This is a genomic window from Streptomyces sp. NPDC002825, assembly GCF_040295385.1.
In the GTDB taxonomy this organism is placed as follows: Bacteria; Actinomycetota; Actinomycetes; order Streptomycetales; family Streptomycetaceae; genus Streptomyces.
On the sequence record NZ_JBEOVH010000010.1, the window covers coordinates 92,466 to 117,657 of the forward strand.

The following is a 25,192-nucleotide window of genomic DNA, read 5'->3' on the forward strand; positions in this document are numbered from 1 at the left end:
TCAGCTCAGCAAGCTAACACCGACGAGGCGGACAAAGGACAACCGATCACGTCTTTTCCGGACGTGAGAATCAGCACCCACGCCCAGAGGAACCGACGCTCGGGCCGGGCGGATGGTTGCGTGAAGGTTTGATTCCGCTTAGTGATCTCCCCTGGGGAAAGGGCCTCTTGGCGCGTCGGACGCGGCTATACATCGTGCGTATACACCGGGTGTACAGTGGTGTGCATGTCCATCGGTCACACCCTCCTCGGGCTCCTGGAGTCCGGCCCGCGCCACGGCTACGACCTCAAGCGCGCCTTCGACGAGAAGTTCGGCCAGGACCGGCCGCTCCACTACGGCCAGGTCTACTCGACCATGTCCCGCCTCCTGAAGAACGGCCTCGTCGTCGTCGACGGCATCGAGGCCGGCGGCGGCCCGGAGCGCAAGCGGTACGCGATCACCGAGGCCGGCATCACCGATGTCGCCCAGTGGCTCGCCACCCCCGAGAAGCCGGAGCCGTACCTCCAGTCCACGCTCTACACCAAGGTCGTCCTGGCCCTGCTCACCGGCCGCGGCGCCGCCGAGATCCTCGACACCCAGCGCGCCGAGCACCTGCGCCTGATGCGCGAGCTCACCCGGCGCAAGCGGGACGGCGACCTCGCCGACCAGCTCATCTGCGACCACGCCCTCTTCCACCTGGAAGCGGACCTGCGCTGGCTCGAACTGACCGCCGCCCGTCTCGACGCGCTCGCCGAGGAGATCCGCCGATGACCGCCTCCCCCCTTCTGCGCGCCACCGGCCTGCACAAGGCCTACGGCCCGACCCCGGCCCTCGCCGGCGCCGACTTCGCCCTCCGGGCCGGCGAGGTCGTCGCCGTCATGGGCCCCTCCGGCTCCGGCAAGTCCACGCTCCTGCACTGCCTGGCAGGCATCGTGCGCCCCGACGCCGGCACCATCACCTACGACGGACGCGAGCTCACCGCGCTCTCCGACGGCGCGCGCAGCTCCCTGCGCCGTACCGACTTCGGCTTCGTCTTCCAGTTCGGCCAGCTCGTCCCCGAACTGACCTGCGTCGAGAACGTCGCCCTCCCGCTCCGCCTCAACGGCGAGAAGCGCAGGACGGCCGAGGCGAAGGCCGTCGAGTGGCTCGCCCGCCTGGAGGTCGACACCGTCGGCGGCAAGCGCCCCGGCGAGATATCCGGCGGCCAGGGCCAGCGCGTCGCCGTCGCCCGCGCCCTCGTCACCGCCCCGCGCGTGATCTTCGCCGACGAGCCGACCGGCGCACTCGACTCCCTCAACGGCGAGCGGGTCATGACCCTGCTCACGGACGCCTCCCGGGACACCGGAGCCGCCGTCGTCCTCGTCACCCACGAGGCCCGGGTCGCCGCGTACTCCGACCGCGAGGTCGTCGTACGGGACGGTTCGGTACGGGACGCGGAGTGGGCCGCATGAGCCTCGGCACCTGGGCCCGCGACCTGACGCTCGGCGCCCGGTTCGCCGTCACCGGCGGCCGCTCCGGCCTGCTCCGCACCGTCCTGACCTCGCTCGGCGTCGGCTTCGGCGTGGCCCTGCTGCTGCTCGCCGCCTCCTTTCCGAACATGCTCTTCCAACGGGAGGTACGGGAGGCGGTCCGCGCCGTCGACGGCAGCGAACAGGTCGACTCCCCACGGCCCGACAGCTTCCTGCACCTCGCACAGACCACGGCCTACCGCGACGACGTCATCAGCGGACTCCTGCTCCGCCCCGAAGGCGACGCACCCCCCGTCCCGCCCGGCGCCGCGAAGTTCCCCGGGACCGGCGAGATGCTGGTCTCCCCCGAGCTCGGCGAGCTGCTCGACTCCCCCGAGGGGGCCCTCCTCAAGAAGCGCCTCCCCTACAGGGTCGTGGGGACGATCGGGCCGGCCGGACTCATCGGCCCGGCCGAACTGCGGTACGTCGCCCACGTCGACTTCCTCGACGCGGAGAACTTCGACGGGCGCGGCACCCGCTACGGCTGGTCGGTGCCCGACGAGCCGATGAACGCCTTCCTGGTCCTCCTCGTGATCGTCGCCTGTGTCGTCCTGCTCCTGCCGGTGCTCGTCTTCATCGCGACAGCCGTCCGGTTCGGCGGCGAGCAGCGCGACCGGCGGCTCGCGGCGCTGCGCCTCGTCGGCGCGGACACCGCCATGACCCGGCGGATCGCGGCCGGCGAGTCCCTCGCGGGCGCACTGCTCGGCCTTCTCGCGGGCCTCGGACTCTTCGCGGTGGGACGGCAGTTCGCCGGCGCCTTCACCGTCTGGGACGTCAACGCCTACCCGTCCGACGTCGTGCCGATGACCGCATTGACCGCGCTCGTCCTCGCCGTCGTCCCGGTCGCCTCGGTCGTGGTCACGCTCTTCGCGCTGCGCGGGGTGGCGATCGAACCGCTCGGTGTCGTCCGCACCTCCGCGCCGCGCCGCCGCCGGCTGTGGTGGCGGCTGCTGATCCTCGCGGCCGGCGCGGCCTTCCTCGCCCCGCTCATCGGCGACGTGGAGATGAGCGAGACCAGCGTCGACACCGTGGGCGTCGTGACCGGCACCACGCTCGTCCTGATCGGGCTCACCACCCTTCTGCCATGGCTCGTCGAGGCGGGCGTGAAGCGGCTGCACGCCGGGCCGGTGGCCTGGCAGCTGGCGGTCCGCAGGCTCCAGTTGAGCAGTGGCACGGCGGCCCGCGCGGTCAGCGGCATCGTGGTCGCGGCGACGGGGGCGATCGCGCTGCAGATGCTGTTCCAGGCGATGGAGAGCGACTTCACGCAGGTCACGGGCGAGGACACCTCCCGCGCCCAGCTCGTGATCGACATCGACGCCCGGGACGCCGACGAGGCCCGCGGGATGATCGACCGCTTCCGGCGGACCGAGGGCGTCACCGGCGTGTCCGGCATCGTCAGGTCGTCCGTGTGGCGGCCAGGACCCCTGAAGGAGGGCGAGGAGTTCTCCCCGATGGCCTCGCTCCGGGTCGGCGACTGCGCCTCCCTCCGGGAGTTCGCCACGCTCCCGTCCTGCACGGACGGCGACGTCTTCGTCTTCCTCGCGCACGGCGCGCAGGGCAACCCGGACGACTCCCTCGTCACCAAAACGGCCCCGCCAGGCGCCACGGTCGCGCTGCGCGACCCGCACCCGGGCGCGCCGAAGCGCCCGAAGGGGCCGCTGCCGGAGTGGCGGATCCCGGCCACGGCCAAGGTCGTGGACTCCCGGCCGGACCCGACGGGCATGTACGAGTACGGCGTCCTCGCCACCCCGAAGGCGATCGGCGCCGCCGTCCTCGACGAGCCCGACGCGCAGGCCATGGTCCGGCTCGACCCGGCCGTGCCCGACGCCGCCGACCTCGTACGGAACACGGCGGCGGACATCGATCCGACGTCCCTGGTCCGCACCCTGAAGGACACCCAGCGCGACGCCGCGTTCTCCAGCGTCCGCACCGGCATCCTCGTCGGCTCCACCCTGACGATGCTCCTGGTGGCGGCCTCGCTCCTGGTCACGACCCTGGAGCAGCTGCGGGACCGCAAGCGGCTGCTGTCCTCGCTCGTCGCCTTCGGCACCCGGCGGTCGACCCTGAGCTGGTCGGTCCTCTGGCAGACGGCGGTGCCGATCGTCCTGGGGCTGGTCCTCGCCGTGGCGGGCGGCCTCGGACTCGGCGTCGTCCTGCTGAAGATGGGCGGGCAGCCGGTGGACGACTGGTGGGTGTTCCTGCCCGTGGCCGGGATCGGCCTCGGCCTGATCGCGGCCGTGACGCTGCTGAGCATGCCGGTGCTGTGGCGGCTGATGCGCGCGGACGGGCTGCGCACGGAGTAATCCGCCGTCCGCATGTACGAGAGGGGCGCGGGTTCCCGGCACCGGGGGGTGTCGGGAACCGGCGCCCCTCACGCGTACGAGAGCACCCTTACGAGGTCAGCCCAGCACCCGTACCGGAAGCTCCTCCATCGCCCCGCGCAGGGCGCGGGCCAGCTCCTCGAACTCGGCGCTCCGGGCCGCGCCCGTCCGCATCGCGAGGGCGATCCGCCGCGAGGGCGCCGGTTCGGCGAACGTCCCGGTCCACAGCGCGGTGTTACGGGCGGTCTCCACGGTCACGGCGGTGCGCGGCAGCAGGGTCACCCCCAGGCCGCCGGCGACCAACTGGACCAGGGTGGCGAGCCCGGCAGCGGTGGTGGTGACCTCCGCGCCGTCGCTGCGCCCGGCCTCCCGGCAGATGTCGAGCGCCTGGTCGCGCAGGCAGTGCCCTTCGTCGAGGAGCAGCAGCCGGAGCTCCCTGAGGGCCTCGCGCGGGATGTCGTCCCGCCCGGCCAGCGGGTGCCCTTCCGGGGCGACCAGGACGAAGTCCTCGTCGAAGAGGGGAAGTTCGGCGACGCCCGGCACGCCGAGCGGCACGGCGAGCAGCAGCAGGTCGAGCCGGCCCGCGGTGAGTCCCTCCAGGAGCGAGGAGGTCTGCTCCTCGTGGACCTGGAGGTCGAGCTCGGGGTAGCGGCGGTGGACCAGCCGCAGGACGGTGGGCAGCAGATAGGGCGCCACGGTGGGGATCACGCCGAGCCGGAGGACGCCGGTGAAGGGGGCCTGGGCGGCCTCCGCCTCCTCCATCAGCTCGGCCACCGCGTCGAGGACCGTCCGGGCTCGGACCGCGAGCCGCTCCCCGGCGGGCGAGAGCAGCACCTTCCGCGTCGTACGCTCGAGGAGCTGGACACCGAGTGCCTCTTCGAGAGCCGAAACCGCGCCCGAGAGCGCGGGCTGGCTCATGCCGATGGCGGCCGCCGCATCGCGGAAGTGCAGATGCTCGGCGACCGCCGCGAACGCTCTGAGCTGCGAGAGGCTGGGCTGTTTGCCTCGGTGCGGGCCGTGCGGGGGGCTGTACGGGGATGCCACTGATAACCACCTTCGATCAACACGACCCACTCTAGCTATTTCACTGATCAATGCACTCCGTGCCATGCTGTGAGCCGTCCAACCCCTCACGGAAGACCCCAAAAGGGCACCTTCCACCCTGCAAGGAGAGCGCGTGCTCACTGTCGGTGACAAGTTCCCCGCCTACGACCTGACCGCCTGCGTGTCGCTGGAGAGCGGCAAGGAGTTCGCGCAGATCGACCACAAGTCCTACGAGGGCAAGTGGCGCGTGGTGTTCTTCTGGCCGAAGGACTTCACCTTCGTCTGCCCGACCGAGATCGCCGCGTTCGGCAAGCTGAACGACGAGTTCGCCGACCGTGACGCGCAGATCCTCGGTGTCTCCGGCGACTCCGAGTTCGTCCACCACGCCTGGCGCAAGGACCACGCCGACCTGCGTGACCTGCCCTTCCCGATGCTCGCCGACTCGAAGCACGAGCTCATGCGCGACTGCGGCGTCGAGGGCGAGGACGGCTTCGCCCAGCGTGCCGTCTTCATCGTGGACCCGAACAACGAGATCCAGTTCACCATGGTGACCGCCGGCTCCGTCGGCCGTAACCCCAAGGAGGTCCTGCGGGTCCTCGACGCCCTGCAGACCGACGAGCTCTGCCCGTGCAACTGGAACAAGGGCGAGAACACCCTCGACGCCGCCGCGCTCCTCGCCGGCGAGTAAGGGCGGATCCGACATGGCTCTCGACGAACTGAAGTCCGCCATACCGGACTTCGCCAAGGACCTGAAGCTGAACCTCGGTTCCGTCATCGGCAACAGCGACCTCCCGCAGCAGCAGCTGTGGGGCACCGTCCTCGCCTGCGCGATCGCCTCGCGCTCGCCGAAGGTGCTCAAGGAGCTGGAGCCCGAGGCCCAGGCGAACCTGAAGCCCGAGGCGTACCAGGCCGCCAAGTCCGCCGCCGCGATCATGGCGATGAACAACGTCTTCTACCGGACCCGGCACCTGCTGTCGGACCCCGAGTACGGGACGATGCGCGCCGGCCTGCGGATGAACGTCATCGGCAACCCGGGCGTCGAGAAGGTCGACTTCGAGCTGTGGTCGCTGGCCGTCTCCGCGATCAACGGCTGCGGCCAGTGCCTGGACTCGCACGAGCAGGTCCTGCGCCAGGCCGGTGTCGACCGCGCCACGATCCAGGAGGCCGTGAAGATCGCCGCGGTGATCCAGGCGGTCGGCGTCACGCTCGACGCGGAGGCCGTCCTCGCCGAGTAGGGCATCGCTGTACGAGAAGGGCCCCGGGGTTCTGTACCCCGGGGCCCTTCCGTCATTTCTTCAGCGCCTCCATCAGCGCCAGCACGTCCTGGGTCATCGGGACGTCGATCCCGGAGAGGTCGGTGGGCTCGGCCTCCCCGAGCGGGTTCCCGTTCTCGTCGGTGTTGACGTACCGGTAGAGGCGGAGCTGGATCTCGGTCTGGCCGTCGAGGACCCGGAGCTCTCCGCCCTCGCCGCCCACGTCGTTGAAGAGGGCCCGCTCCCCGAGACCGCCGATCGGCGTGGTGAGGTCGGCGTGCTTCGCCCGCGCCACGAACTCGGGCTCCGGGTCCGTCACCTTGTGCAGGGTGTACGTGAGGTCGGCGCTGTACCCGGTGTCCGGACCGCCGAAGCTCATCGAGCAGGACGTCTCGTACACGGCCGGATCGTCGATCTCGTCCCCGTAGCCGTCCTCGCTCCGCTTGCCGAGGATCCCGCCGAGCGCCTTCAGCTTCGCCGCCTTGCAGAGCCCGCCCTCCCCCGACAGCGTCCGGTACCCGCCCAGGTCCGGGCCCGGGTCCTTCCGCTGCCCGTACGCGTACAGCCCGCCGCCCCACACCGCCGAGGCGAGCACCGCGCCGCCCAGCGCCCACAGCCAGAGGCGGCGGTCCCGGGGCGGGCGCGGCGGCGGGGCGTCGGTGAGGACCTCGGGGTCGTCGAACTCCGCCCCGCCGACCAGCTCCGGCTCCGATATCACGCGCGCTCCCCCTCGACACTGCCCGGCGCCGGGACCGGGGCCACGGCGAAGGCCGTGGCCCCGCGCGGCTCCGGGGTGCTGCGGAGGGCCTGTTCGGTGGTGTACGCGCGCAGGTAGCCGACGACCGTGTTGAGGACGGCGACCAGCGGTACGGCGACGACGGCGCCGCCGATCCCGGCGGTGAGGCCACCGGCGGCGACGGCGAGGACCACGGCGAGCGGGTGGACGCGGACGGCCCGGCCGAGGATGAACGGCTGGAGGACGTGGCCTTCGATCTGCTGCACGGCGAGGACGACGACGAGCACCATGAGGGCGGTGAACACGCCGTTGGTGACGAGGGCGACGACGCAGGCGAGGGCTCCGGAGATGACGGCGCCGACCAGCGGGATGAAGGCGAACAGGAAGATGAAGACGGCCAGCGGCACCGCCATCGGCACGTCGAGGAACCAGAGTCCGAGGCCGATGAAGACGGCGTCGATGAGGGCGACGAGGACGGTGCCGCGGACGTAGGCGGTGAGGGTGCGCCAGGCGCGCGGTCCCGCGCCGGCGACGCCGGGCCGTGCCTGGGCGGGCACCAGCTTGAGCGTCCACTCCCAGACCTTCTTCCCGTCGTAGAGCAGGAAGAGGGTGCAGAACATGGCCAGCAGGATGCCGGTCATGGCCTCCACGATGACGGTGACGCCCTGGAGTCCGGCGGAGGTGATCTGCTCGGCGTTGGCGCCGATGGCCTCGCTGAGGTTCTTGGCGATGTCGTTGATCTGCTGCTCGGTGACGTGGAACGGACTGTCGAGCAGCCAGTGCTTGAGTTCCTCGATGCCGTCCTTGACGCGGTCGGACAGGTTGTCGACGTTGTCCATGACCTGCCAGACCACGAACCAGCCGACCAGGCCCATGACGACGAAGCCGGAGACGGCGGTCACGGCGGTGGCGAGGCCGCGGGGCAGGCCCTTGCGGCGCAGCATGGCCACGGTGGGCTGGAGCAGGGCGGTGACGAGGAGGGCGGCGACGAAGGCGAGGACGACCAGCTGCACGGAGCTGATCACCTTCATCAGGACCCAGACGGTGCCGGCGAGGACGAGCAGCCGCCAGCCCGCCTCGGCGGCCACGCGCATGCCCCAGGGGATCGCCGCGACGGGGTCGGGACGGGCGGCGACGGCCGGTGCGTACGAGGGGGGCGCGGGGACGGAGCGGCTGCCCGGCTCGGCGGGGGCGCTGTCCGGCGCGGCGGGTTCCGGCTCGGGGAGCGGCGCGGCGGTGTCGGGGTCGACCTCGGACCGTACGGGGACGGGCGGGGCCTCGTCGGGGCCGTACGGCGGTCCGAGCGGGTCCTCCCGCTCCGCCTCGGCCCGGCGCTCGTCGAGTCGTTCTCCCATGCGGCTCAGGCTCTCGCCCAGCCGGCCCAGCCAGCCTGGCACTCCGGACATCTCTTCCCTCTTCCCCCCGCCTATTGCTCCTCGCGAACCTACACGCAAGAGGCCCCTCACCGTAGGACGGCGAGGGGCTCTCGGAGGTTGAGCGCGCTGGCATCGGGGGCTCGGGGGGGCGCCCCCCGAGACGACGCCGCCTAGTACCAGCGGTTGGCCTGCCAGAAGGACCAGGCACCACACGGGCTGCCGTAGCGGCTGTCCATGTAGTTGAGGCCCCACTTGATCTGGGTGGCCGGGTTGGTCTGCCAGTCGGCGCCCGCGGAGGCCATCTTGTAGCCGGGGAGGGCCTGCACGAGACCGTAGGCACCCGAGGACGGGTTGGTCGCGCGGTAGTTCCAGCCGGACTCGTGGTCCACGATGTTGCTGAAGCACGAGAACTGGTCGGCCGGCATCATCTGCCGGGCCATCGCCTTGACCTCGGCGATGCTGTAGGAGCTCTGCGTGCCGAAGGAGCTGGCGCTGCGGATGGAGGAACGGTTGGCGCGCTCCTCGGCCTCCTTGCGCTCCTGCTCGGCCTTGGCTTCGGCGGCGGCCTTGTCGGCTGCCTCCTTCTTCGCCTCGGCGTCCTTGGCGGCGCGGATGCGGGCGGACTCCTCCGCGGACTTCTTCGCGGCGGCGTCGGCGGCGGCGGCCTGGACGTCGGCCTGCTCCGCGAGGGACGAGACCTGTACCTGGGCCTGCTCCCCGGCGGGGATGTCCGCGAGCAGCGAGGTGTCGGCCGCGGTGGCCTCGAAGTTGTCGTCCGAGGGCTGCGCGGCGTTGCCCGTGGCAACACCGGCGATGGCGCCGACAGTGGTGACCGCAGTGGCCGAAGCCACCGCGAATCCCCGGACCGAGATCCGGCTCACACGGTTTCCTTCCAGCACGCCCGCACAGGTGACCACGCGGGCGAAATCTTGCCCCTGGCACTGGTCTCCGACGTACGGGGTCACAGAAGACACGGGCCCGTGGTGCTGTGGGCGGCATACGGCGACGGCTGTGGAGTTGTGTGGTGCTGTTGCGCACCTCTGAGGGTGCACGTGTGCCGTATGCGGGGCCTGACGGAAGCAAGACTCTGCCGGACGGCGAGGCCGCAAGGCAATTCTGTGTTGCGTGTGAAAGCTCACACCCCGGTGGACGCAGGTGTTTTGACGGATCCACGGGACAGCAGGGCGCCGCCCGGCTAAGCTCCTGGGCTTTGCCGGGCGGCGCCAACTGCCTTACCCGTACAGACGGGTACGAATCGGTCAGATCTGTCCGTCCTCCAGCATCTCCGTCACGAGCGCGGCGATCTGGGAGCGCTCGGAGCGGGTGAGCGTGACGTGGGCGAAGAGCGGATGCCCCTTCAGTTTCTCGACCACGGCGACGACTCCGTCGTACCGGCCGACCCGGAGGTTGTCGCGCTGGGCGACGTCATGGGTCAGGACGACCCGCGAATTCGCCCCGATACGGGACAGAACGGTCAACAGCACGTTCCGCTCCAGGGACTGGGCCTCGTCCACGATGACGAAGGCGTCGTGGAGGGAGCGGCCCCGGATGTGCGTGAGCGGCAGGACCTCCAGCATCCCGCGGCCGAGCACCTCCTCGATGACCTCGCGGCCCGCGACCGAGGACAGCGTGTCGAAGACGGCCTGGGCCCACGGGCTCATCTTCTCCGACTCGCTGCCCGGCAGGTAGCCGAGCTCCTGGCCGCCGACCGCGTACAGCGGACGGAAGACCATCACCTTCTGGTGCTGACGGCGCTCCAGGACGGCCTCCAGGCCCGCGCAGAGCGCGAGCGCGGACTTGCCGGTGCCGGCCCGGCCGCCCATCGAGATGATGCCGACGTCCGGGTCGAGCAGCAGGTCGAGCGCGATCCGCTGCTCGGCGCTGCGGCCGTGCAGCCCGAAGGCCTCCCGGTCGCCGCGGACGAGCCGTACGTTCCCCTCGGCGGTGACCCGGCCGAGCGCCTTGCCGCGCTCGGACTGGAGCACCAGGCCCGTGTGGACCGGAAGCTCGGCGGCCTCCGGCACGTACAGCGTGTGCTCCTCGAAGAGCAGGTCGACCTGCTCCCCGGAGAGCGCCAGCTCGGACATCCCGGTCCAGCCGTTGGCGTCCGTGATGGCGAGCTCGGCGCGGTACTCCTCGGCGAGGAGCCCGACCGAGGAGGCCTTGATGCGCAGCGGCAGGTCCTTGGAGACGACCGTGACGTCGTACCCCTCCGCCTGGAGGTTGCGCGCGACCGCGAGGATCCGTGAGTCGTTGTCCCCCAACCTGTAGCCGGCGGGCAGGACGCCGGGGTCGGAATGGTTGAGTTCGACACGCAGGGTGCCGCCCAGGTCCCCGATGGGGAGCGGGGCGTCCAGGCGTCCGTACCGGACCCGGAAGTCGTCGAGCAGGCGCAGCGCCTGCCGGGCGAAGTAGCCGAGTTCGGGGTGGTGCCGCTTGGCCTCCAGCTCCGTCACGACGACGATCGGGAGCACCACCTCGTGCTCCTCGAAGCGCGAGAAGGCGTTGGGGTCGGCCAGCAGGACGCTGGTGTCGAGAACATAGGTGCGCCGGTCGGAAAGGCGGCGCTTCGTGCTGGTCACCACGGAAGGACTGACCCCCTCTGAAGACCCCTGTGAGGTCGGGGTGCGACGGAACCGGTGTCGCTGCGGAATGGGACCGGGCTCAGGCCGCTCTGCGCGGGCCGAACCACGGCCCTCCGCTTCTCCCGTACGTGTCCCGCACGGTCGTCCTGGTGCAAGGGGCCTCCCGGGTGGCGGTCTCCGTGCCGCTCACTTCACCTGGGATATGCCCTCGAACACCCCTTGCCATGCCATGGCATATGACGACGTGTTCATGAACACGAGGTGATCGGTTCCGACCGGGGGTGATCGGTACGGGTTCAGGTCCCGTAGCGACGGTGCCGGGCCGCGTAGTCACGCAGCGCCCGCAGGAAGTCGACCTTGCGGAAGGCCGGCCAGTGGACCTCGCAGAAGTAGTACTCGGAGTGGGCGCTCTGCCACAGCATGAACCCGGAGAGCCGCTGCTCACCGCTGGTACGGATCACCAGGTCGGGGTCGGGCTGACCGCGCGTGTACAGGTGCTCCGAGATGTGCTCGACGTCGACGATCTCGGCGAGCTCCTCGAAGCTGGTCCCCCGCTCCGCGTGCTCAAGGAGCAGCGAGCGGACCGCGTCCGCGATCTCCTGCCGGCCGCCGTACCCCACGGCGACGTTCACGAGTATCCCGGTGTTGGTACGGGTGGCCTCCTCGGCCTCCTTCAGCACCGCCTGCGTACGGGAGGGCAGCAGGTCCATCGTGCCGACGTGGTGGACCCGCCAGCGGCCGTCGGCGGCCAGCGCCCGCACCGCGTTCTCGATGATGCCGAGCAGCGGGACGAGCTGCTCCTCGGGGCGGTTCAGGTTGTCCGTGGAGAGCATCCAGAGCGTGACGACCTCGACGTCCGTCTCGGCGCACCAGCCGAGCAGCTCCTGGATCTTGTCCGCGCCGGCCTTGTGTCCCTGCTCGGGGGTCCCGCCGGACGCCTTGGCCCAGCGACGGTTCCCGTCGAGGATGACCCCGATGTGCTTGGGCACCTGGGTGTGGTCGAGGCGGCCTTCCACCCGGCGTGCGTAGAGCCCGTACACCAGGTCGCGCAGGTTCACTGTTCTTTACCCCTCCATGCAGTGTCGGCCCCCGAAGCCGCCACACTACTGCGGACGGGCGACGGGCTCCCAGCCCGGGACTGTCACAAGTCCGTGATAAGCAGAGATACGTGACTGATTCCCCCCTGTACCGCGCCTCCGCGGACCGTTACGACTCCATGGAGTACCGCCGCACCGGCCGCAGCGGACTCAAGCTCCCGGCGATCTCGCTCGGCCTCTGGCACAACTTCGGCGACGACCGCGCGCTCGACACCCAGCGCGCGATCCTGCGCCGCGCCTTCGACCTCGGCGTCACCCACTTCGACCTGGCGAACAACTACGGGCCGCCGCCCGGCTCCGCCGAGCTGAACTTCGGCAAGATCTTCGCCCAGGACTTCGCGCCGTACCGGGACGAGCTGATCGTCTCGACGAAGGCCGGCTACCTGATGCACCCCGGCCCCTACGGCGAGTGGGGCTCCCGCAAGTACCTGCTGTCCTCGCTCGACGCCTCCCTGAACCGGATGGGCCTCGACTACGTCGACATCTTCTACTCGCACCGCTTCGACCCGCACACCCCGCTGGAGGAGACGATGGGGGCCCTGGCCTCCGCCGTCCAGCAGGGCAAGGCGCTGTACGTCGGCGTCTCCTCGTACAACAGCGAGCAGACCGCCGAGGCCGCCCGGATCCTCAACGACATGGGCGTCCGCCCGCTGATCCACCAGCCCTCGTACTCCATGATCAACCGGTGGACCGAGGAGGACGCGCTCCTCGACACCCTGGAGGCGGCCGGGATGGGCTGCATCTCCTTCGTGCCGCTGGCGCAGGGGCTGCTCACCAACAAGTACCTGAAGGGCATCCCGGAGGGCTCGCGGGCCACCCAGGGCAAGTCCCTCGACCCGAACCTGCTCTCCGACGAGGTGCTGCGGCGGCTGCGCGGCCTCGCGGACATCGCCGAGCGGCGCGGGCAGTCCCTCGCCCAGCTGGCGCTGTCGTGGGTGCTGCGGGACGAGCGGATGACCTCGGCGCTGATCGGCGCGTCCAGCGTCGCCCAGCTGGAGGAGAACGTGGCGGCCCTGCACGCGGCGCCGCTGACGGACGAGGAGCTGAAGGAGATCGACTCCTTCGCCGTCGACACCGAGGGCACGAACATCTGGGCCGGCCGGGGCTGACGGGTCCTGCGGGGGCCGGGGCTCGCGGTCCTGCCGGGGCTCGCGGTCCTGACGGAGGCTGACAGTCCTGCCCGGGGCCGACCGTCCGGCCCGAGGCTCCGGGACAAGAAAAACGGGCCGGTCCGTGGGGGGGATACGGACCGGCCCGAGGGGGGGTTTCCACCATAACCCTTCGTTAGTCGTGTTGCGCGCCACGTGCGCCGAACGAAGCGCGCCGGATGGGCCGGATCCCAGGCGGCACAAGGGTTCCGGGGCCCCGTGGCGGGTTTGCGCCCCGGCGTGGCGGCGGGGTTCCGTCCCTCCGAAGAGGGACCGCTACCGAAGGGCGCGGCGTTGACGCGGGAGGCTCCGCCGGGACGCTTTCCGGCAGGTCAGGCGTTCGGGCGCCGGTGCAGCAGCGTGATGCCGTCACGGCGGGCGACGACCTCGTAGCCGTACGTCCGGGTGGCGGCCTCCAGCTCGGCCCGCTGCCGCTCCAGGGGGTAGGGCCAGTGGCCCGAGGGGTACGGCCAGGCCTCGGGCGCCTGCTCGTCGTGGACGATCCACGCGGCGGTCGGCGCCGGGATACGCGGGACGTCGCGGCGGTAGAGCTCGCCGCCCACCGGGAACGTCGGGAAGAGGACGACCGTGCAGCGCGCCGTGAGCTGCGGCGCGAGCCGGTTGGAGGCGGCGACGGTGGCGCCGTCGGGAATCCGGTCGAGCAGTGCGCGGGCCGCCTCCCCGTGGGGCGTGCTGTGCCAGGTGGCCCGCTGGGCGAGCTGGGCGAGGGGGAAGGACGGCAGCAGGACGGCCGTCACGACGAGCACGGTCGCGAGGACGGCGCGCAGCTCCCGCCGGTCGGGGGCCCGCCTGCCGAGCACGTCGACGAGGCCGGCGAAGACGACGGGCATGAGGACCGCGCTGTAGTGGAAGGCGGTCCCCCAGTGGAAGCCGTTCTCGGAGAGCAGCCGCCAGCCGAGGGTGGGGACGGCGGTCAGGGCGAGCGGTGAGCGCAGCGCGAGCAGCGCGGACGGGGCGAAGACCAGGATCAGGGTGACCGCCTTGACCTCGGGGCGGAGCAGGTCGAGCGGGGCGTGGGCGAGGGTGGAGAGCAGGGAGGCGTGCGCGTCGGCGAGGTTCCCGCCGTGCGCGTATCCGCCTCCCGCGTTGAAGGCGGGCAGCAGGACCTTCACCTCCAGGACCGAGCCGAGGACACCGGCGGCGGCGGTGACCAGCCCGAGGCGGCGGGGCCCCTTGATCGCGATGTACGCGCCGACGGCGGCGAGCGTGAACCCCAGGTCCTCCTTGACGAGCAGCAGCGGCGCGGCCCAGGCGACGGCCTGCCGCCAGCGGCGCCGGGCGAGGGCTTCGAGGGAGAAGGAGAGCAGCGGGACGGCGAGCGCGACCTCGTGGAAGTCGAAGGCGGCGGCGGAGGCGATCCCCCAGCTCAGCCCGTACCCGGCGGCGACGGTGTGCGCGGCCGCGGGCCCGAGGACGTCTCCGGCGCGGCGGGCGAGGGGGACGACGGCGAGGGCGAGCAGCGCGGACTGGGCGAGGAGCAGACAGAGCGGGGAGGGCCAGAGCCGGTAGAGGGGCGCGAGGACGGCGAGCAGGGGGTGGAAGTGGTCGCCGAGCAGGTTGAAGCCCTCGCCGCGCAAGGGGGCGACGGGCGCCCGGAGTTCGGCGTAGGCGCGGACGGCCTGCTCGAAGATGCCGAGGTCGTAGCCGGTGGTGCGCAGGAGCTGGTGGCGGCGCACGGCGACGGTGCAGTAGAGGAGGAAGAGCCCGGCGGCCCAGATCCAGGGGGTGGGAACGGGGCGGCGGAACGAGAGGCTCGGGGGCGCCGCTGCCCTGACGGGTGGATTGCTCGCAATTGTCCGCATGTGCGGCGATCGTAGGGGCGGGTTTTCAGGGAACGGCGGTGAACGCGCCGAGGAGGAGGCCGAGCAGGCCGCCGCCGAGCATGAAGGGGCCGAAGGGGATCGCCGAGGAGCGGTCGGCGCGGCGCAGCAGGACGAGACCGAGGCCGTAGACCGCGCCGAGGAGGAAGCCGGCGAAGGCCCCGGCGAAGAGCACGCCCCAGCCGTACCAACCGAGGGCGGCGCCGAGCGGGACGGCCAGCTTCACGTCGCCGAGGCCGAGCTGGCTCGGGTTGATCCGGAAGAGGAGCAGGTAGGACCCGCCGAGGGCGAGTCCGCCGAGCAGTGCGTGGATCCAGGATCCGGCGTCGTACGGGAGGAGTTCGGCGCCGCCGAGAAGGAGCGGCACGGCGACGGCGAGCGGCAGGGTCACGGCGTCCGGAAGCCGGTACACGCGCCCGTCGACACAGGCGAGGAGTACGGCGAAGGGCGCGCCGAGCAGCCAGACCGCGAGCTCGGGCCGGGGCCCGCCGGTGGCGGCGGCGAGCGCGGCGCAGGCGAGGGCGGTGAGCAGCGGCGCGAGGAGCGGGCTCGCGGTGGTCGCGCAGGCCTGCCGCCCGGGCCCGCCGAGCCACCCGCGCCCGGGCCCGACGAGGACGTGCCCGGCGGGGCAGCGGTCCCGCCACGGCTCCTCCGGCTCGACGGAGAGGCGGTACGCGGCCCGGGGCACGAGCAGCCCGACGGCGGCCCCCCACAGGGCGGCGACGGCGATCAGCGTGACGTACACGGACGAGACCCTAGGCGCCCGGGCCGCTACGGTCTGCCGCATGGGGAAATGGGCGGACGGTACGGGGACGTTGGCGGTGGCCGCACGGGAGATCCCGCTGGAGGTGGCGGCCTCGTACCGGGCACGGCGACGGGGACTGCTGGGCCGGGACGGCATCACCGGCGCACTGCTCATCGTGCGGACGAACAGCGTGCACACCTTCGGCATGCGGTTCCCGATCGACGTGGCCTATCTGGACGGCTCGTTCACGGTCCGGTCCGTGGTGACGATGCGCCCGGGGAGGCTCGGGATGATCAGGCCGCGCGGCCGGCACGTCCTGGAGGCGGAGGCCGGCGCGATGGCGGGGTGGGGTCTGAAACCGGGAGTACGCGTGCGCGTGTCCTACGGACAGGTCACGGGGGCCCCGAACCGAGAAGCGTGAACGCCCCGTAGACCCCGGAGGCGAGCGCGAGCCCGGCGAGGACGGGCACGACGGTACGGACCCGCACGCGCGCGAGGGCCACGGCGGGCGGAAGCAGCAGCCCGAACGCGGGCATCATCAGGCGCGGCCGGGAGCCGAAGTAGGCGGCGCCGACGAGGGAGACGAACACGACGCCGCCCGTGTAGACGAGCAGCGGCAGCGGCTGCCGCTGCCGCACGCACAGCGCGATCAGCCACCCGAGGAGCGCGAGCGCCGCGCACAGGCCGAGGGCGGCGGGCCAGGGCAGCCCGGCGATGAACCGGGCGAGGGCGACACCGCCGTCGATGGAGTTGCCCCAGGCGGCCTGGACGTCGAAGTAGGCGGTCGCGCTGCCCTGACGGACCCCCACGTAGGCGATGTACGCGAGCCAGCCCAGCGGGGCGATCAGCACGCCCGCGACCGTCCGCAGGGGCAGCCGGCGTTCCCGTACGAGGGTGACGAGGGCCGTGACGCCGAGGGCGGCGATCAGCGCGGCGGCCGTCGGCCGGGTGAGCCCGGCGGCCGCGCACAGGACACCGGCGAGGATCCAGCGCCCGCGGAGCACCGCGTACAGCGACCAGGCGGCGAGGGCGGTGAACAGGGTCTCCGTGTACGCCATGGACTGCACGAAGGCGGTCGGGTACACGCCCCAGAGGACGGCGAGCAGCACGCCCGCGCGTGGCCCGGCGACGTGGGCGCCGCACTTCGCGATGCCCCAGGCGGCGGCGAGTCCGGCGGTCCAGGAGACGAGGAGCCCGGCGGTGGCGGCGTCGACGGGGAGGACGGCGGAGAGGGCGCGCTCCAGGGCGGGGAGGAGCGGGAAGAAGGCGAGGTCGGAGTGGACGTCACCGTCGGGCAGGGTGACCTGGTACCCGTACCCGTGCTCGGCGATCCGCACGTACCAGACGGAGTCCCAGCGCCCCTTGAGCCGGTGGAGGCCGTCCTTGCCGGTGACGCCGGCGGCGACGGCGAGGACGACGAGCCCGACGATGCGGGCGAGGGCGTACCCGCCGAGGGCGGCGAGGGTGGGGCGGTGCGGACCGGGGCGGTGCGCGAGGGCGGTGGTCGGATCGGGACGGGTCGGAGTGGGATCGGTCGGATCGGGATCGGTCGGATCGGGATCGGTCGGATCGGGATCGGTCGGATCGGGATCGGTCGGATCGGGCCTGGTCGGGGGCATGCCCCCGATTATCCCGGCGGGCCACCGATGGCTACCCCAGAGGCCTTATGCGGACGAACTTGGCGGCCATGACGGGACCGAGCTGCTCGACGATGGCGTGCCCCGGCTCCTGTGGCGAGGGGAGGTCGTTGAGGAAGGAGGTGACGATGACCTCGTCGATGCCGAGGACACCGCGTGCGCTCTGCTCCTCCAGGAAGTCGAGCGTGCGGCGCCAGTCGGCGGCGGCGGGGGCCTCGCCCAGGAAGGACCGGACGGTGTCCTGGACGACGTCCCAGAAGAACACGTGCGGCAGGACGCCGCCCTGATGGAACACATGGGTCTCGTACGTGCCTCGGAACTCGGGGATCCGGGCGACGAGATCACTGACCAACTGCACGCTCGGAGTCGCGTTCGGATTCGCGCTCGGGGTCACCGTCATCTGTCCAGAATGCTCCTGCCGGAGGGGGTTGTCCCGCCGGATTTACGCTTTCCTGGCGACGTCTTTCGCCGGGTTTTCCACAGGGGGTGCGAAGTGTCCCCCTTCCGTGGATCGTTGGGCGTATGTACGAGTTGGCGATCCTCGCCAGGGGCGGGGTCCTCCTGACGGTCTGGGCGGTCGCGGCGGGCTGGCCGCCGGGCCGGCTGGCCGGACGGCTGCGCCGCGACGGCTGGCAGCGGATCTGCCGGGGCGCGTGGGCGGCCCCGGGGAGGGAGGTGGACTGGCGGCTGAGGGCGACGGCCGTCCAGTTCCTGCGCCCGGAGCTGGTGTGCAGCCACGGGACGGCGGCGCGGCTGCACCGGATCGAGGTCCTGGGGTCGTGGCCGGAACGCCTCGACTTCACGGCACCCCGGAGAACGGGAGCGGCGCGCGGCACGGGGCTGCGGATCCACACCACGAGAACCCTGACGGAGGAGGACAGATCCGTCCGCCGCGGCCTGCGGACGACGACCCCGAGGCGAACGGTCGGCGACCTGATACGGGCCTCGGCGACCCGGGAGGCGGCGGTGGTCGTGGCGGACTCGGCGCTCGCGCGGCGGGTGGTCCAGGGGGTACGACGCGAGCCCCTGGTCCGGTACGAGGAACTCGCCGCGGAACTCGGCGCGCCCCGCCGGGGAGCGGCCCGCGCCCGCGCGTGGCTGCGCCTCGCGGAACCGGCGTCGGGGTCCCCGGCGGAGACGGTGGCCCGGCTGAGGATGGGCGACGAGGGCCTGGTCCCGGAGTGCCAGCCGACCCTCGTCACGGCGGACGGCCGCCCTCTGCGCCCCGACTTCCTCTTCCGCACGGCGGGCCTGGCGGTGGAGGTGGAGGGCTACGCCTTCCACGGCACCCGCCGGGCCCACGAACGGGACGTGGCCCGCTTCAACGCGCTCCAGTCGTGCCGGGAGGTCCGCCGGGTGCTGCGGTTCACGGCGCGGGAGGTGTTCCAGCACCCGCAGCGGATGACGGCGACGATCAGGGCGGCGCTGAGCCTGTGAGCTACGGGTACGGCCGGGCGTTCACGGGGTGGTGGACGGGGTGGACGGGGTGGACTGGGTGGTCCGGGGGAAGGAGATCTCGACGCGCCGGTTCTTCTTGCGGCCTTCCTCGGTGCGGTTGTCGGCGATCGGGTAGTCCTCGCTGTACCCGCGGATGTCGAAGCTCGTCCCCGGGTCGAGGGCCCGCGCGAGCACCTGCTGCACGGCGACGGCCCGCTCCTTGGAGAGCTTGAGACCGTGCTCGTACGTGCCGAGGTTGTCGGTGAAACCGAAGACGCGGACGCGGCCGGAGCCCATCTTGTTGATCTCGGCGGCGATGGCGGCGATGCGGGAGGTGGCGTCGGGCGAGAGCTTGGCGCTGTTCTTGGGGAACAGCACCTCGGCCTGCAGCGCGAACGTCACGTCCACGTTGGTGTCCTGCCGCCGCTGCTGACCGCCGTCCTCCTCGACGATCTGCTTGATGTCGAGGACCTTGGCGGGGGCGAGGGTGGCGCCGTCGGGGAGCATCAGGCCGGGCGAGTTCGGATCGATGACGGGCGCGGGCGAGGAGGTGCCGGCGGGACCGGGACCGTCGTCGGCGTACGCGAAGGGCCCGGCGGCGACCGGACCGAGGGCGACGCAGACGAGCACGAGAGCGGCGAGGCGGCGGTTTGTCGTCGTCATGGCGTCGCCTCAGGAGAGCTTGAGGGTGGCGGGTTCGAAGGTGGGGAGCTGGAAGCTTACTTCTGTGGTGGAGGCGGGGGGTGCGGGGAATTGCAGGAACACTGCGACCGTCTCCCCGGCTGGGACGATGCTGAGGCCAGTGGTGGTGAGAGGCCGGCCGTCCGTGTCCCGCAGCACGTAATACCGCTTCTTGCCGACTGAATCCACGAGAGTCGCGCCGCCCAGGGAATTGCCGTGCTTGATCACCTCGGTCTCGTTCCCTCTCACCTGCCCTGACAGCACGGCTGAGCCGGAGCCAGTGTTCTTCAGCGTGCCCTTGATCGTCAGAAAGCCGCCCACATCACGCACTGCCTGCGTCACAGTGAGCTCGAGCCCTTCCTGGCCCTTGAGTACAGCCAGCGATTGCGCAGGCTCCTCGCTTGCTTGCGAACCCTGGGTAGGCGAAGCCCCCTGCTGAGGCGCGGCACTCGTCGAGGAGGGCTTGTTCTCGCTCGGCTCTTCCTCGGCGCCGCACCCGGCCACGAAGAGTGCTACGGAGGTGATCGCGACGGCGACCACCCCGCTGCGGGTCTTCCTTGCGTAGCGCGCGTTCATGAAGCGTGCGTCCTTTACTCGTCGCGAGTCAGTCCGACAGTCGGACTCTGAAGAGATCTTCGGAACCGGGGAGGCTGGGGTTGTCTAGATCGATCACCCACGGTTCGCCACCGCACACGAGACCGACCACGGGTTCTTCGCCGTCCGGTTCTTCGCCCCCCTCATCGGGACCCGTCGGCGTCGAATCCGGCGTACTTTCCGGCGGATCAGGAATGGTGTCCGGCGGATCGAAGGTGCAACGCGGTTCGAGTATGGCTTCAGCAGATGCCGTAGCGTGGTGTGACTCTTGGCCCGTCGTGCTGACAGTCACTCTGAAGCCGCGCTCCCCGGAAGCAAGAGGCACACACTTGTCGCCGGTGAGTGCCGCCTCATTTCGAGCCGCAAATTCCGCCGCCTGCTGACATGCGGAAGCATCGGTGTAGCCCACGCCGTGAAGGAACCCGTCCCATTGCCCAGGATCGTGGATCACCGCGATCCAGCCGTCCCACAGCTGCTCTCGTGCGCCCTGAGCGGCCGCGAGGGCAGCCGCGTCCGCAGCGGTCTGAGCGCTGTTTCGTGTCAAGGCGGCCTGGCCCACCAGGAAGTAGGCAAATCCCAGGAACAGGAGCCCAGCAATCACCGCGATGTAGACGGGGAATGCCTGTCCCGTGTCACCTCGCCAGGCCACGCAGGTTACTTCGTCAGATCCGCGATCTTCCGCGTGATCGCGTCCTTGATCGAGTTCCCGATATCCGTGCCTGTGATCGCGATAACAATCGCCACCACCACCACAATGATCCCCAGATACTCCACCGCCGTCTGCCCGCGGTCCCGGTTTCGGTGGGTCGGGCGGGACGCCCAGTCGCCCAGCCACCACACTCGGGCCTTCGTCAGGGCCTTCAGCATCGCGTCGTTCATCGTGGTCCCCTCCGCGTTCGGACGCCTGCGCCTGGGCACCGTACGCCGACGGGCGGGTCGGCGGACAGGGCCCGTTCCTCGGGTGGAGCCCGGGCAGTCGGTCGCGGTCCATCGGCTCCACCCCCCTCACACTCAGTCCGCACTCTGGCACATCGGGTTGCGCCCGCGAAGTCGTTTCCCGCGAATATGTCAGCGCAACCGCACGGTTCATTCGCCCGTCACGGAGCCGAAGTCCGTTCCCGTGCCCAGGAACAGGCCCGCCCCCAGCAGGATCATCGTCGCCGGGACCATGAGGGTCGTGATCACCATCGTGGCCTTCGGGACGGCCTTCGCGGCCTTCCTCCTCGCGTTCTGCGCGTCCGTGCGCCGCATGTCGTTCGCGATCTGGATCAGCGTGTCCACGATCGGCGCACCCAGCTCCTCCCCCTGCTGCAGCGCCGTCACGAACTGCGCCACCTGCTCCGAGTCGTTGCGGCGCCGCAGTTCGTCGAAGGCCTGGCGGCGGCTGACGCCCATGTCCATCTGGCGCAGTGTGATGCGGAGTTCGTCCGCCCACGGGCCCTCGTACTTCTCCGCCACCCTCTCCAGCGCCTGCCGGAAGCCGAGGCCCGCCGAGACGACGACCGCGAGGACGTCCAGGAAGTCCGGCAGGGTGCGTTCGATCTGGTCCTTGCGGATGCGGACCGCCGACCAGATCCCCACCTCCGTCCAGAACGCGCCGAAGGCGAGCAGCAGCAGCGCCGTCAGGTACGAGCCCTTGCTGACCATCACCAGCCCGCCGAGCCCGCCCAGGAAGCCGTAGACCGCCCGCCTCGCCCCGTACCGGTCGATCGTCAGGCCCCCGGGGTTGCCCGCCAGGTCGATCCGGCGGCGCACCGCGTTGACCCGCTTCGGGCCCATCAGGCGGAGGACGGCCGGCGACCAGCGCATGCCCAGGCGGTCCACCGCCGAGTCGACCGCTCCGGTACGGGTCGCGCCGACCTCCAGGGCCAGCTTCAGGTCGTCCGGGAGCTTCGCGTCCGCTCGGTACAGGCGCAGGCCGTAGGCGATGCCCGCTACTGCCAGGCCGGCCAGCAGGGCCAGGAGGAGGTCCACGTCGGCTGTCCCTACACGTCGATCTTCGAGAAGCGGCGGATGGCGGCGAACCCGACCACGTACAGCGCGAACGCCGCCACCACCGCGACCTGCCCGATGCCCGAGGCCGTCATACGGTCCAGCGCCCCGGGCTGCATGTTGTCGATCAGCAGGAGCGAGCCGACGCCGATCACGGGGACCGAGTACGCCGTCATGCTCACCTGCGAGAGCTGGGTGCGGACCTCGCGCCGGGTCTCCTTGCGTTCCTCCAGGGTCTCCGTGAGGTTCCGCAGCGAGGAGACCACCGTGCCGCCCGCCCTGTTGGCGAGGACGAGGGTGGTGACCAGGACGACCAGTTCACGGGACGGCAGGCGTTCCGCCAGTTCTCCCAGGGCGTCGTCCAGGGACGTTCCCACCGCCAGCTGTTGGGCGACCTTCTCCAGTTCGTCCCCCGCCGGTGCCTCCAGTTCGTCGGCCGCCAGGCTCAGGGCCATGCGGAGGGCCAGGCCTGCTTGCGTCGCGTTGGCGAGGATCCTGGAGAGCTCCGGGAGTTGGTTGATGAACCGCTCGATGCGCTTCTGCCGCTGCCAGTTGAGGAAGCCCATGGCCACCCAGATGCCGAGCAGCCCGCAGATCGGGCCGAAGAACGGCGACAGCGCCGCCTGCCCCACCACCCACAGCACCGCCACGGTCGCCGCGAGGCCCACCGTGAACTCGCCCGGCGTCATGTCCAGGCCGGTCGCCGCGATCCGCAGCTCCAATTTCCGGCCCAGCGCCGTCTTCCGTACGCGCCGGTCCACGCCCCGGAAGCGGCGCCTGCGGCGGCCGGTCACGGCCTCCGGCTCGCCGCTCTCGTCCAGGCGCGCCACCAGCGCCGCGTGCCGGCGTGCCCCGCTCGCGTACACCTGCACGCCGACCACGCCCAGGACGCACGCGAGCAGCGCCACCCCGGTCGTCAGCCAGAAGGGGTCAATCGTCATCGCCGCGCCCCGCCCCGCCCGGCCGTGCGGCCGCGGGCCGTCATCGCCGCTCTCCCGGCCGCCACGTCGGGTCTTCGGCCGTCACGCCGCCCCCGGGTCGCCACGTCGGGTCCACCGCCGTCGCTCCGGCCCCCGGCCGCCACGTGGGGTCGTCGGTCATCGCTGTGTTCGCCTCCGTCATCACTCCGCCTCTCGGGTCGCCAGATGGGCATCGGTCGCGGCCACGCCGAAGGCCTGTGGGATGGGCTGGCCCGCCAGATAGAGGCGCTCGGCGACGCGCCGCGGCAGCGGGTGGTACGTGAACGTCCCGTACACCCGCCCGTCCGCCGCCACCGGCTCCGCCTGGAAGCGGCAGACCGTGGCGAGCAGGAACCTTTCCCGGCCGTGCGAGGCGAGGACCGCGATCTCGGTGATGCGGCGGGTGCCGTCGGGATGCCGGGTGAGCTGTACGAGGACGTCGACCGCACTGTTGATCTGGTCCCGGAGCGCCTCGAACGGCACCTTCACCTCGGACATCGAAGCGAGGGTCTGGAGCCGCATCAGGGCGTCCTCGGCCGAGTTCGCGTGGACCGTGGCGAGCGAGCCGTCGTGACCCGTCGACATCGCCTGGAGCATGTCGAGGGTCTCGCCGCCGCGGACCTCACCGACGATGATCCGGTCGGGACGCATGCGCAGGGAGTTGCGGACGAGGTCGCGGATGGAGATGGCCCCGCGGCCCTCGATGTTCGGCGGGCGGGCCTCCAGGCGGATCACATGGGACTGCTGGAGCTGGAGTTCCGCCGAGTCCTCGATGGTGATGATGCGCTCGCCGTCGGGGACGAGACCGGAGAGCGCGTTGAGGAGGGTCGTCTTCCCGGTGCCGGTCGCACCGGAGACGATCAGGTTGAACTTGGCCTGAACCAGTCCCGAGAGCAGGAGCAGCATCTGCTCGTCGAGGGAGCCGAGGCCGATCATCTCGTGGAGCGTGTACGCGCGGGGGAAGCGGCGGATCGTCAGCGTCGCGCCCGTGAGGGAGAGCGGCGGGATGATGACGTTCACGCGCTCGCCGGAGGGGAGCCGGGCGTCGACCATCGGGTTCGACTCGTCGACACGGCGGTTGACGGTGGAGACGATCCGCTCGATGGTCTGCATCAGCTGCTCGTGCGAGGCGAAGCGGAGCGGGAGCAGTTCCACGCGGCCGCCGCGCTCGATGAAGATCTGGTCGGGGCCGTTGACCATGATCTCCGTGATGGAGGCGTCTTCGAGGAGCGGTTCCAGTACGCCGAGCCCGAGCGCCTCGTCGACGACCCGGCGGATCAGCTGGGCCCGCTCGGCGGTGGAGAGGACCGGGCCCTCGCGGCTGATGATGTGACCGAGGACGCGCTCCAGACGGGCCCGCCGCTCGGCCGCCGCGAGCGCGGACATCTCGGTGAGGTCGATCTCCTCCAGGAGCTTGGCCCGGAAGGCGGCGACGAGATGGCCGTCCTCGCGCGCGGCCGCGCTGCCCCCCTTCTCCTCGGGGGCGTTGATCCGGGCACGCAGGCTCATGGCAGGACCTCCTCGTCGGGCGTCAGCGGCATGGTGGCGGTCTTCTCGACGTCGTCGAAGTGCCAGAAGGGGACGACCGGGGGGATGCGTACGGTGACGGTGGCGACGACCTCGTCACCGCTGGGTTCGACCGACACCCCTGTGACCCAGTCGGCGGCCGCGTAGCCCGCCGCCGTGGCGTCCGGCGCGTCCTCCGCGTCACTGCTCGCCGCCCGCGCGGCCGCCCGCGCCGCCGTGCCCGCCTGCTGCGCGGCGTACGCCGCGACCCCGAGCTGCAGGCCCGCGAGCCCGACGATGAGCAGGATCGGCAGGAACCCGAGGTACTCGATGGCGGCCTGGCCCCGGTCGCGCCGCCCGCGCCTGTTGCCCGGATCGCTCGTCATGGCGTGAGGCCCCTCTCGTCGACGGCGCCCGCCCTGCCCTTCACGCGGAAGAGGCCTCCCACGCCCGGGACCAGGACCGGGACCTGGAGCGTGACCACCGCGTTCACCATCCCGTCGCCCGGCGGGCAGCTCACCTCGGCGCCGTCCCGCCAGGCACCGTCGAGGTGACGCCGCGCGGCCTCACCACAGTCGTCACCGACGGCCCCCGCCCGCGCCGCCTCATCCGCCGCGTTCCCCGCCAGCGTGTACGTGTACCCCACCAGGACCACCTGCCACAGCAGCGCCAGCGTCAGCAGGATCAGCGGCACCATGCCCAGGAACTCCACCGCCACCTGCCCCCTGTCGTCGTCCCGGTCCGTCCGCATGG

General features: G+C 71.5%; 27 protein-coding genes. 8 read left to right on the top strand and 19 right to left on the bottom strand.

All coding sequences use genetic code 11. From position 1 onward, the window contains the following. Positions 1-225 precede the first annotated feature (225 nt). The 3 genes from ABT041_RS15675 to ABT041_RS15685 are packed head-to-tail and all read left to right on the top strand — an operon-like array spanning position 226 to position 3,790. Entirely contained in the window at positions 226-750 is a 525-nt protein-coding gene (locus ABT041_RS15675) for a PadR family transcriptional regulator (protein WP_030692793.1), read from the top strand. Then, a complete protein-coding gene (locus ABT041_RS15680; protein ID WP_351184257.1) occupies positions 747-1,430 on the top strand; it encodes an ABC transporter ATP-binding protein in 684 nt (227 codons plus the stop codon). Before ABT041_RS15675 ends, ABT041_RS15680 begins: the two co-directional genes overlap by 4 nt. Further along, entirely contained in the window at positions 1,427-3,790 is a 2,364-nt protein-coding gene (locus tag ABT041_RS15685) for an FtsX-like permease family protein (RefSeq protein WP_351184259.1), read from the top strand. The genes ABT041_RS15680 and ABT041_RS15685 overlap by 4 nt, the downstream gene beginning before the upstream one ends. Before the next feature lie 96 nt (positions 3,791-3,886). Here ABT041_RS15685 and ABT041_RS15690 read toward each other — a convergent pair whose 3' ends face one another. Continuing rightward, entirely contained in the window at positions 3,887-4,852 is a 966-nt protein-coding gene (locus ABT041_RS15690) for a LysR substrate-binding domain-containing protein (protein WP_351184261.1), read from the bottom strand. A 133-nt stretch (positions 4,853-4,985) separates the two neighbouring features. On the opposite strand from ABT041_RS15690, the gene ABT041_RS15695 reads away from it, so the two are divergent. Both ABT041_RS15695 and ABT041_RS15700 read left to right on the top strand, forming a co-directional pair. Next, positions 4,986-5,540: a peroxiredoxin gene (locus ABT041_RS15695; RefSeq protein ID WP_351184263.1), complete on the top strand. Its 555-nt coding sequence runs from the start codon at positions 4,986-4,988 to the stop codon at positions 5,538-5,540. A gap of 13 nt (positions 5,541-5,553) precedes the next feature. Further along, positions 5,554-6,087, top strand: a complete 534-nt coding sequence (locus ABT041_RS15700; RefSeq protein ID WP_030222466.1) for an alkyl hydroperoxide reductase — start codon at positions 5,554-5,556, stop codon at positions 6,085-6,087. 52 nt (positions 6,088-6,139) lie between these two features. Here the strand turns inward: ABT041_RS15700 and ABT041_RS15705 are convergent, their stop codons facing one another. The 5 genes from ABT041_RS15705 to ABT041_RS15725 form a co-directional block, all read right to left on the bottom strand. Continuing rightward, positions 6,140-6,823, bottom strand: coding sequence for a hypothetical protein (locus ABT041_RS15705; protein WP_351184265.1), 684 nt, complete (start codon positions 6,821-6,823; stop codon positions 6,140-6,142). After that, complete coding sequence (locus tag ABT041_RS15710) at positions 6,820-8,247, bottom strand: AI-2E family transporter (RefSeq protein WP_351184267.1); 1,428 nt, start codon at positions 8,245-8,247, stop codon at positions 6,820-6,822. Before ABT041_RS15710 ends, ABT041_RS15705 begins: the two co-directional genes overlap by 4 nt. Positions 8,248-8,387: 140 nt before the next feature. After that, on the bottom strand, positions 8,388-9,098 hold the full coding sequence (locus ABT041_RS15715; RefSeq protein WP_351184269.1) for an aggregation-promoting factor C-terminal-like domain-containing protein: 711 nt from the start codon (positions 9,096-9,098) through the stop codon (positions 8,388-8,390). 378 nt (positions 9,099-9,476) lie between these two features. After that, positions 9,477-10,802, bottom strand: a complete 1,326-nt coding sequence (gene phoH2 / locus ABT041_RS15720) for an RNA 5'-3' helicase PhoH2 (RefSeq protein ID WP_351184271.1) — start codon at positions 10,800-10,802, stop codon at positions 9,477-9,479. A gap of 296 nt (positions 10,803-11,098) precedes the next feature. Further along, entirely contained in the window at positions 11,099-11,860 is a 762-nt protein-coding gene (locus ABT041_RS15725; protein WP_351184273.1) for an isoprenyl transferase, read from the bottom strand. Between the two features lie 110 nt (positions 11,861-11,970). On the opposite strand from ABT041_RS15725, the gene mgrA reads away from it, so the two are divergent. Continuing rightward, entirely contained in the window at positions 11,971-13,008 is a 1,038-nt protein-coding gene (mgrA, locus tag ABT041_RS15730) for an L-glyceraldehyde 3-phosphate reductase (RefSeq protein ID WP_351184275.1), read from the top strand. Positions 13,009-13,379: 371 nt separating this feature from the next. On the opposite strand, the gene ABT041_RS15735 is transcribed toward mgrA, so the two are convergent. Together ABT041_RS15735 and ABT041_RS15740 are read right to left on the bottom strand one after the other, a co-directional pair. After that, a complete protein-coding gene (locus tag ABT041_RS15735; protein WP_351184277.1) occupies positions 13,380-14,870 on the bottom strand; it encodes a DUF2079 domain-containing protein in 1,491 nt (496 codons plus the stop codon). Positions 14,871-14,895: 25 nt separating this feature from the next. Then, positions 14,896-15,633, bottom strand: a complete 738-nt coding sequence (locus ABT041_RS15740; RefSeq protein ID WP_351184279.1) for a prepilin peptidase — start codon at positions 15,631-15,633, stop codon at positions 14,896-14,898. A 40-nt stretch (positions 15,634-15,673) separates the two neighbouring features. On the opposite strand from ABT041_RS15740, the gene ABT041_RS15745 reads away from it, so the two are divergent. Further along, positions 15,674-16,054 (top strand): DUF192 domain-containing protein, encoded by a 381-nt coding sequence (locus ABT041_RS15745; protein WP_351184281.1) that lies wholly within the window; start codon positions 15,674-15,676, stop codon positions 16,052-16,054. Here ABT041_RS15745 and ABT041_RS15750 read toward each other — a convergent pair. Then, the gene (locus ABT041_RS15750) at positions 16,026-17,252 is read right to left on the bottom strand and encodes a hypothetical protein (RefSeq protein WP_351184283.1); all 1,227 of its coding nucleotides are present in this window, start codon (positions 17,250-17,252) and stop codon (positions 16,026-16,028) included. The two genes, ABT041_RS15745 and ABT041_RS15750, sit on opposite strands and share 29 nt — an antisense overlap. A 31-nt stretch (positions 17,253-17,283) precedes the next feature. Beyond that, positions 17,284-17,670 (bottom strand): hypothetical protein, encoded by a 387-nt coding sequence (locus ABT041_RS15755; protein WP_351184285.1) that lies wholly within the window; start codon positions 17,668-17,670, stop codon positions 17,284-17,286. 122 nt (positions 17,671-17,792) lie between these two features. On the opposite strand from ABT041_RS15755, the gene ABT041_RS15760 reads away from it, so the two are divergent. Beyond that, the gene (locus ABT041_RS15760; RefSeq protein ID WP_351184287.1) at positions 17,793-18,707 is read left to right on the top strand and encodes a hypothetical protein; all 915 of its coding nucleotides are present in this window, start codon (positions 17,793-17,795) and stop codon (positions 18,705-18,707) included. Positions 18,708-18,728: 21 nt separating this feature from the next. Here ABT041_RS15760 and ABT041_RS15765 read toward each other — a convergent pair whose 3' ends face one another. The 9 genes from ABT041_RS15765 to ABT041_RS15805 form a co-directional block, all read right to left on the bottom strand. After that, positions 18,729-19,370, bottom strand: coding sequence for an OmpA family protein (locus tag ABT041_RS15765; protein ID WP_351184289.1), 642 nt, complete (start codon positions 19,368-19,370; stop codon positions 18,729-18,731). Between the two features lie 9 nt (positions 19,371-19,379). Further along, positions 19,380-19,964, bottom strand: coding sequence for a hypothetical protein (locus tag ABT041_RS15770; protein ID WP_351184291.1), 585 nt, complete (start codon positions 19,962-19,964; stop codon positions 19,380-19,382). Positions 19,965-19,992: 28 nt separating this feature from the next. Beyond that, entirely contained in the window at positions 19,993-20,631 is a 639-nt protein-coding gene (locus tag ABT041_RS15775) for a pilus assembly protein TadG-related protein (protein WP_351184293.1), read from the bottom strand. 5 nt (positions 20,632-20,636) lie between these two features. Continuing rightward, positions 20,637-20,861 carry a Flp family type IVb pilin gene (locus ABT041_RS15780; RefSeq protein WP_351184295.1) on the bottom strand — a complete coding sequence of 75 codons (225 nt, stop codon included), beginning with the start codon at positions 20,859-20,861 and terminating at the stop codon, positions 20,637-20,639. Between the two features lie 207 nt (positions 20,862-21,068). Continuing rightward, positions 21,069-21,956 (bottom strand): DUF5936 domain-containing protein, encoded by an 888-nt coding sequence (locus ABT041_RS15785; protein WP_351184297.1) that lies wholly within the window; start codon positions 21,954-21,956, stop codon positions 21,069-21,071. 11 nt (positions 21,957-21,967) lie between these two features. Continuing rightward, a complete protein-coding gene (locus tag ABT041_RS15790; RefSeq protein WP_351184299.1) occupies positions 21,968-22,915 on the bottom strand; it encodes a type II secretion system F family protein in 948 nt (315 codons plus the stop codon). A gap of 180 nt (positions 22,916-23,095) precedes the next feature. Further along, a complete protein-coding gene (locus tag ABT041_RS15795; protein WP_351184301.1) occupies positions 23,096-24,442 on the bottom strand; it encodes a TadA family conjugal transfer-associated ATPase in 1,347 nt (448 codons plus the stop codon). Next, entirely contained in the window at positions 24,439-24,825 is a 387-nt protein-coding gene (locus tag ABT041_RS15800) for a TadE/TadG family type IV pilus assembly protein (RefSeq protein WP_351184303.1), read from the bottom strand. Before ABT041_RS15800 ends, ABT041_RS15795 begins: the two co-directional genes overlap by 4 nt. Continuing rightward, positions 24,822-25,190 (bottom strand): TadE/TadG family type IV pilus assembly protein, encoded by a 369-nt coding sequence (locus tag ABT041_RS15805; RefSeq protein WP_351184305.1) that lies wholly within the window; start codon positions 25,188-25,190, stop codon positions 24,822-24,824. The genes ABT041_RS15800 and ABT041_RS15805 overlap by 4 nt, the downstream gene beginning before the upstream one ends. Positions 25,191-25,192: the final 2 nt, after the last annotated feature.

Excerpts from the sequence above, each read along its gene's own strand:
- ABT041_RS15780 (WP_351184295.1), bottom strand. The coding sequence starts at position 20,861 with ATGAACGACGCGATGCTGAAGGCCCTGACGAAGGCCCGAGTGTGGTGG.
- ABT041_RS15700 (WP_030222466.1), top strand. The coding sequence starts at position 5,554 with ATGGCTCTCGACGAACTGAAGTCCGCCATACCGGACTTCGCCAAGGAC.
- ABT041_RS15755 (WP_351184285.1), bottom strand. The coding sequence starts at position 17,670 with ATGACGGTGACCCCGAGCGCGAATCCGAACGCGACTCCGAGCGTGCAG.
- ABT041_RS15685 (WP_351184259.1), top strand. The coding sequence starts at position 1,427 with ATGAGCCTCGGCACCTGGGCCCGCGACCTGACGCTCGGCGCCCGGTTC.
- ABT041_RS15800 (WP_351184303.1), bottom strand. The coding sequence starts at position 24,825 with ATGACGAGCGATCCGGGCAACAGGCGCGGGCGGCGCGACCGGGGCCAG.
- ABT041_RS15765 (WP_351184289.1), bottom strand. The coding sequence starts at position 19,370 with ATGACGACGACAAACCGCCGCCTCGCCGCTCTCGTGCTCGTCTGCGTC.
- ABT041_RS15790 (WP_351184299.1), bottom strand. The coding sequence starts at position 22,915 with ATGACGATTGACCCCTTCTGGCTGACGACCGGGGTGGCGCTGCTCGCG.
- ABT041_RS15805 (WP_351184305.1), bottom strand. The coding sequence starts at position 25,190 with ATGCGGACGGACCGGGACGACGACAGGGGGCAGGTGGCGGTGGAGTTC.
- ABT041_RS15750 (WP_351184283.1), bottom strand. The coding sequence starts at position 17,252 with ATGCCCCCGACCAGGCCCGATCCGACCGATCCCGATCCGACCGATCCC.
- ABT041_RS15710 (WP_351184267.1), bottom strand. The coding sequence starts at position 8,247 with ATGTCCGGAGTGCCAGGCTGGCTGGGCCGGCTGGGCGAGAGCCTGAGC.
- ABT041_RS15760 (WP_351184287.1), top strand. The coding sequence starts at position 17,793 with ATGTACGAGTTGGCGATCCTCGCCAGGGGCGGGGTCCTCCTGACGGTC.
- ABT041_RS15675 (WP_030692793.1), top strand. The coding sequence starts at position 226 with ATGTCCATCGGTCACACCCTCCTCGGGCTCCTGGAGTCCGGCCCGCGC.
- ABT041_RS15770 (WP_351184291.1), bottom strand. The coding sequence starts at position 19,964 with ATGAACGCGCGCTACGCAAGGAAGACCCGCAGCGGGGTGGTCGCCGTC.
- ABT041_RS15735 (WP_351184277.1), bottom strand. The coding sequence starts at position 14,870 with ATGCGGACAATTGCGAGCAATCCACCCGTCAGGGCAGCGGCGCCCCCG.
- ABT041_RS15680 (WP_351184257.1), top strand. The coding sequence starts at position 747 with ATGACCGCCTCCCCCCTTCTGCGCGCCACCGGCCTGCACAAGGCCTAC.
- ABT041_RS15745 (WP_351184281.1), top strand. The coding sequence starts at position 15,674 with ATGGGGAAATGGGCGGACGGTACGGGGACGTTGGCGGTGGCCGCACGG.
- ABT041_RS15795 (WP_351184301.1), bottom strand. The coding sequence starts at position 24,442 with ATGAGCCTGCGTGCCCGGATCAACGCCCCCGAGGAGAAGGGGGGCAGC.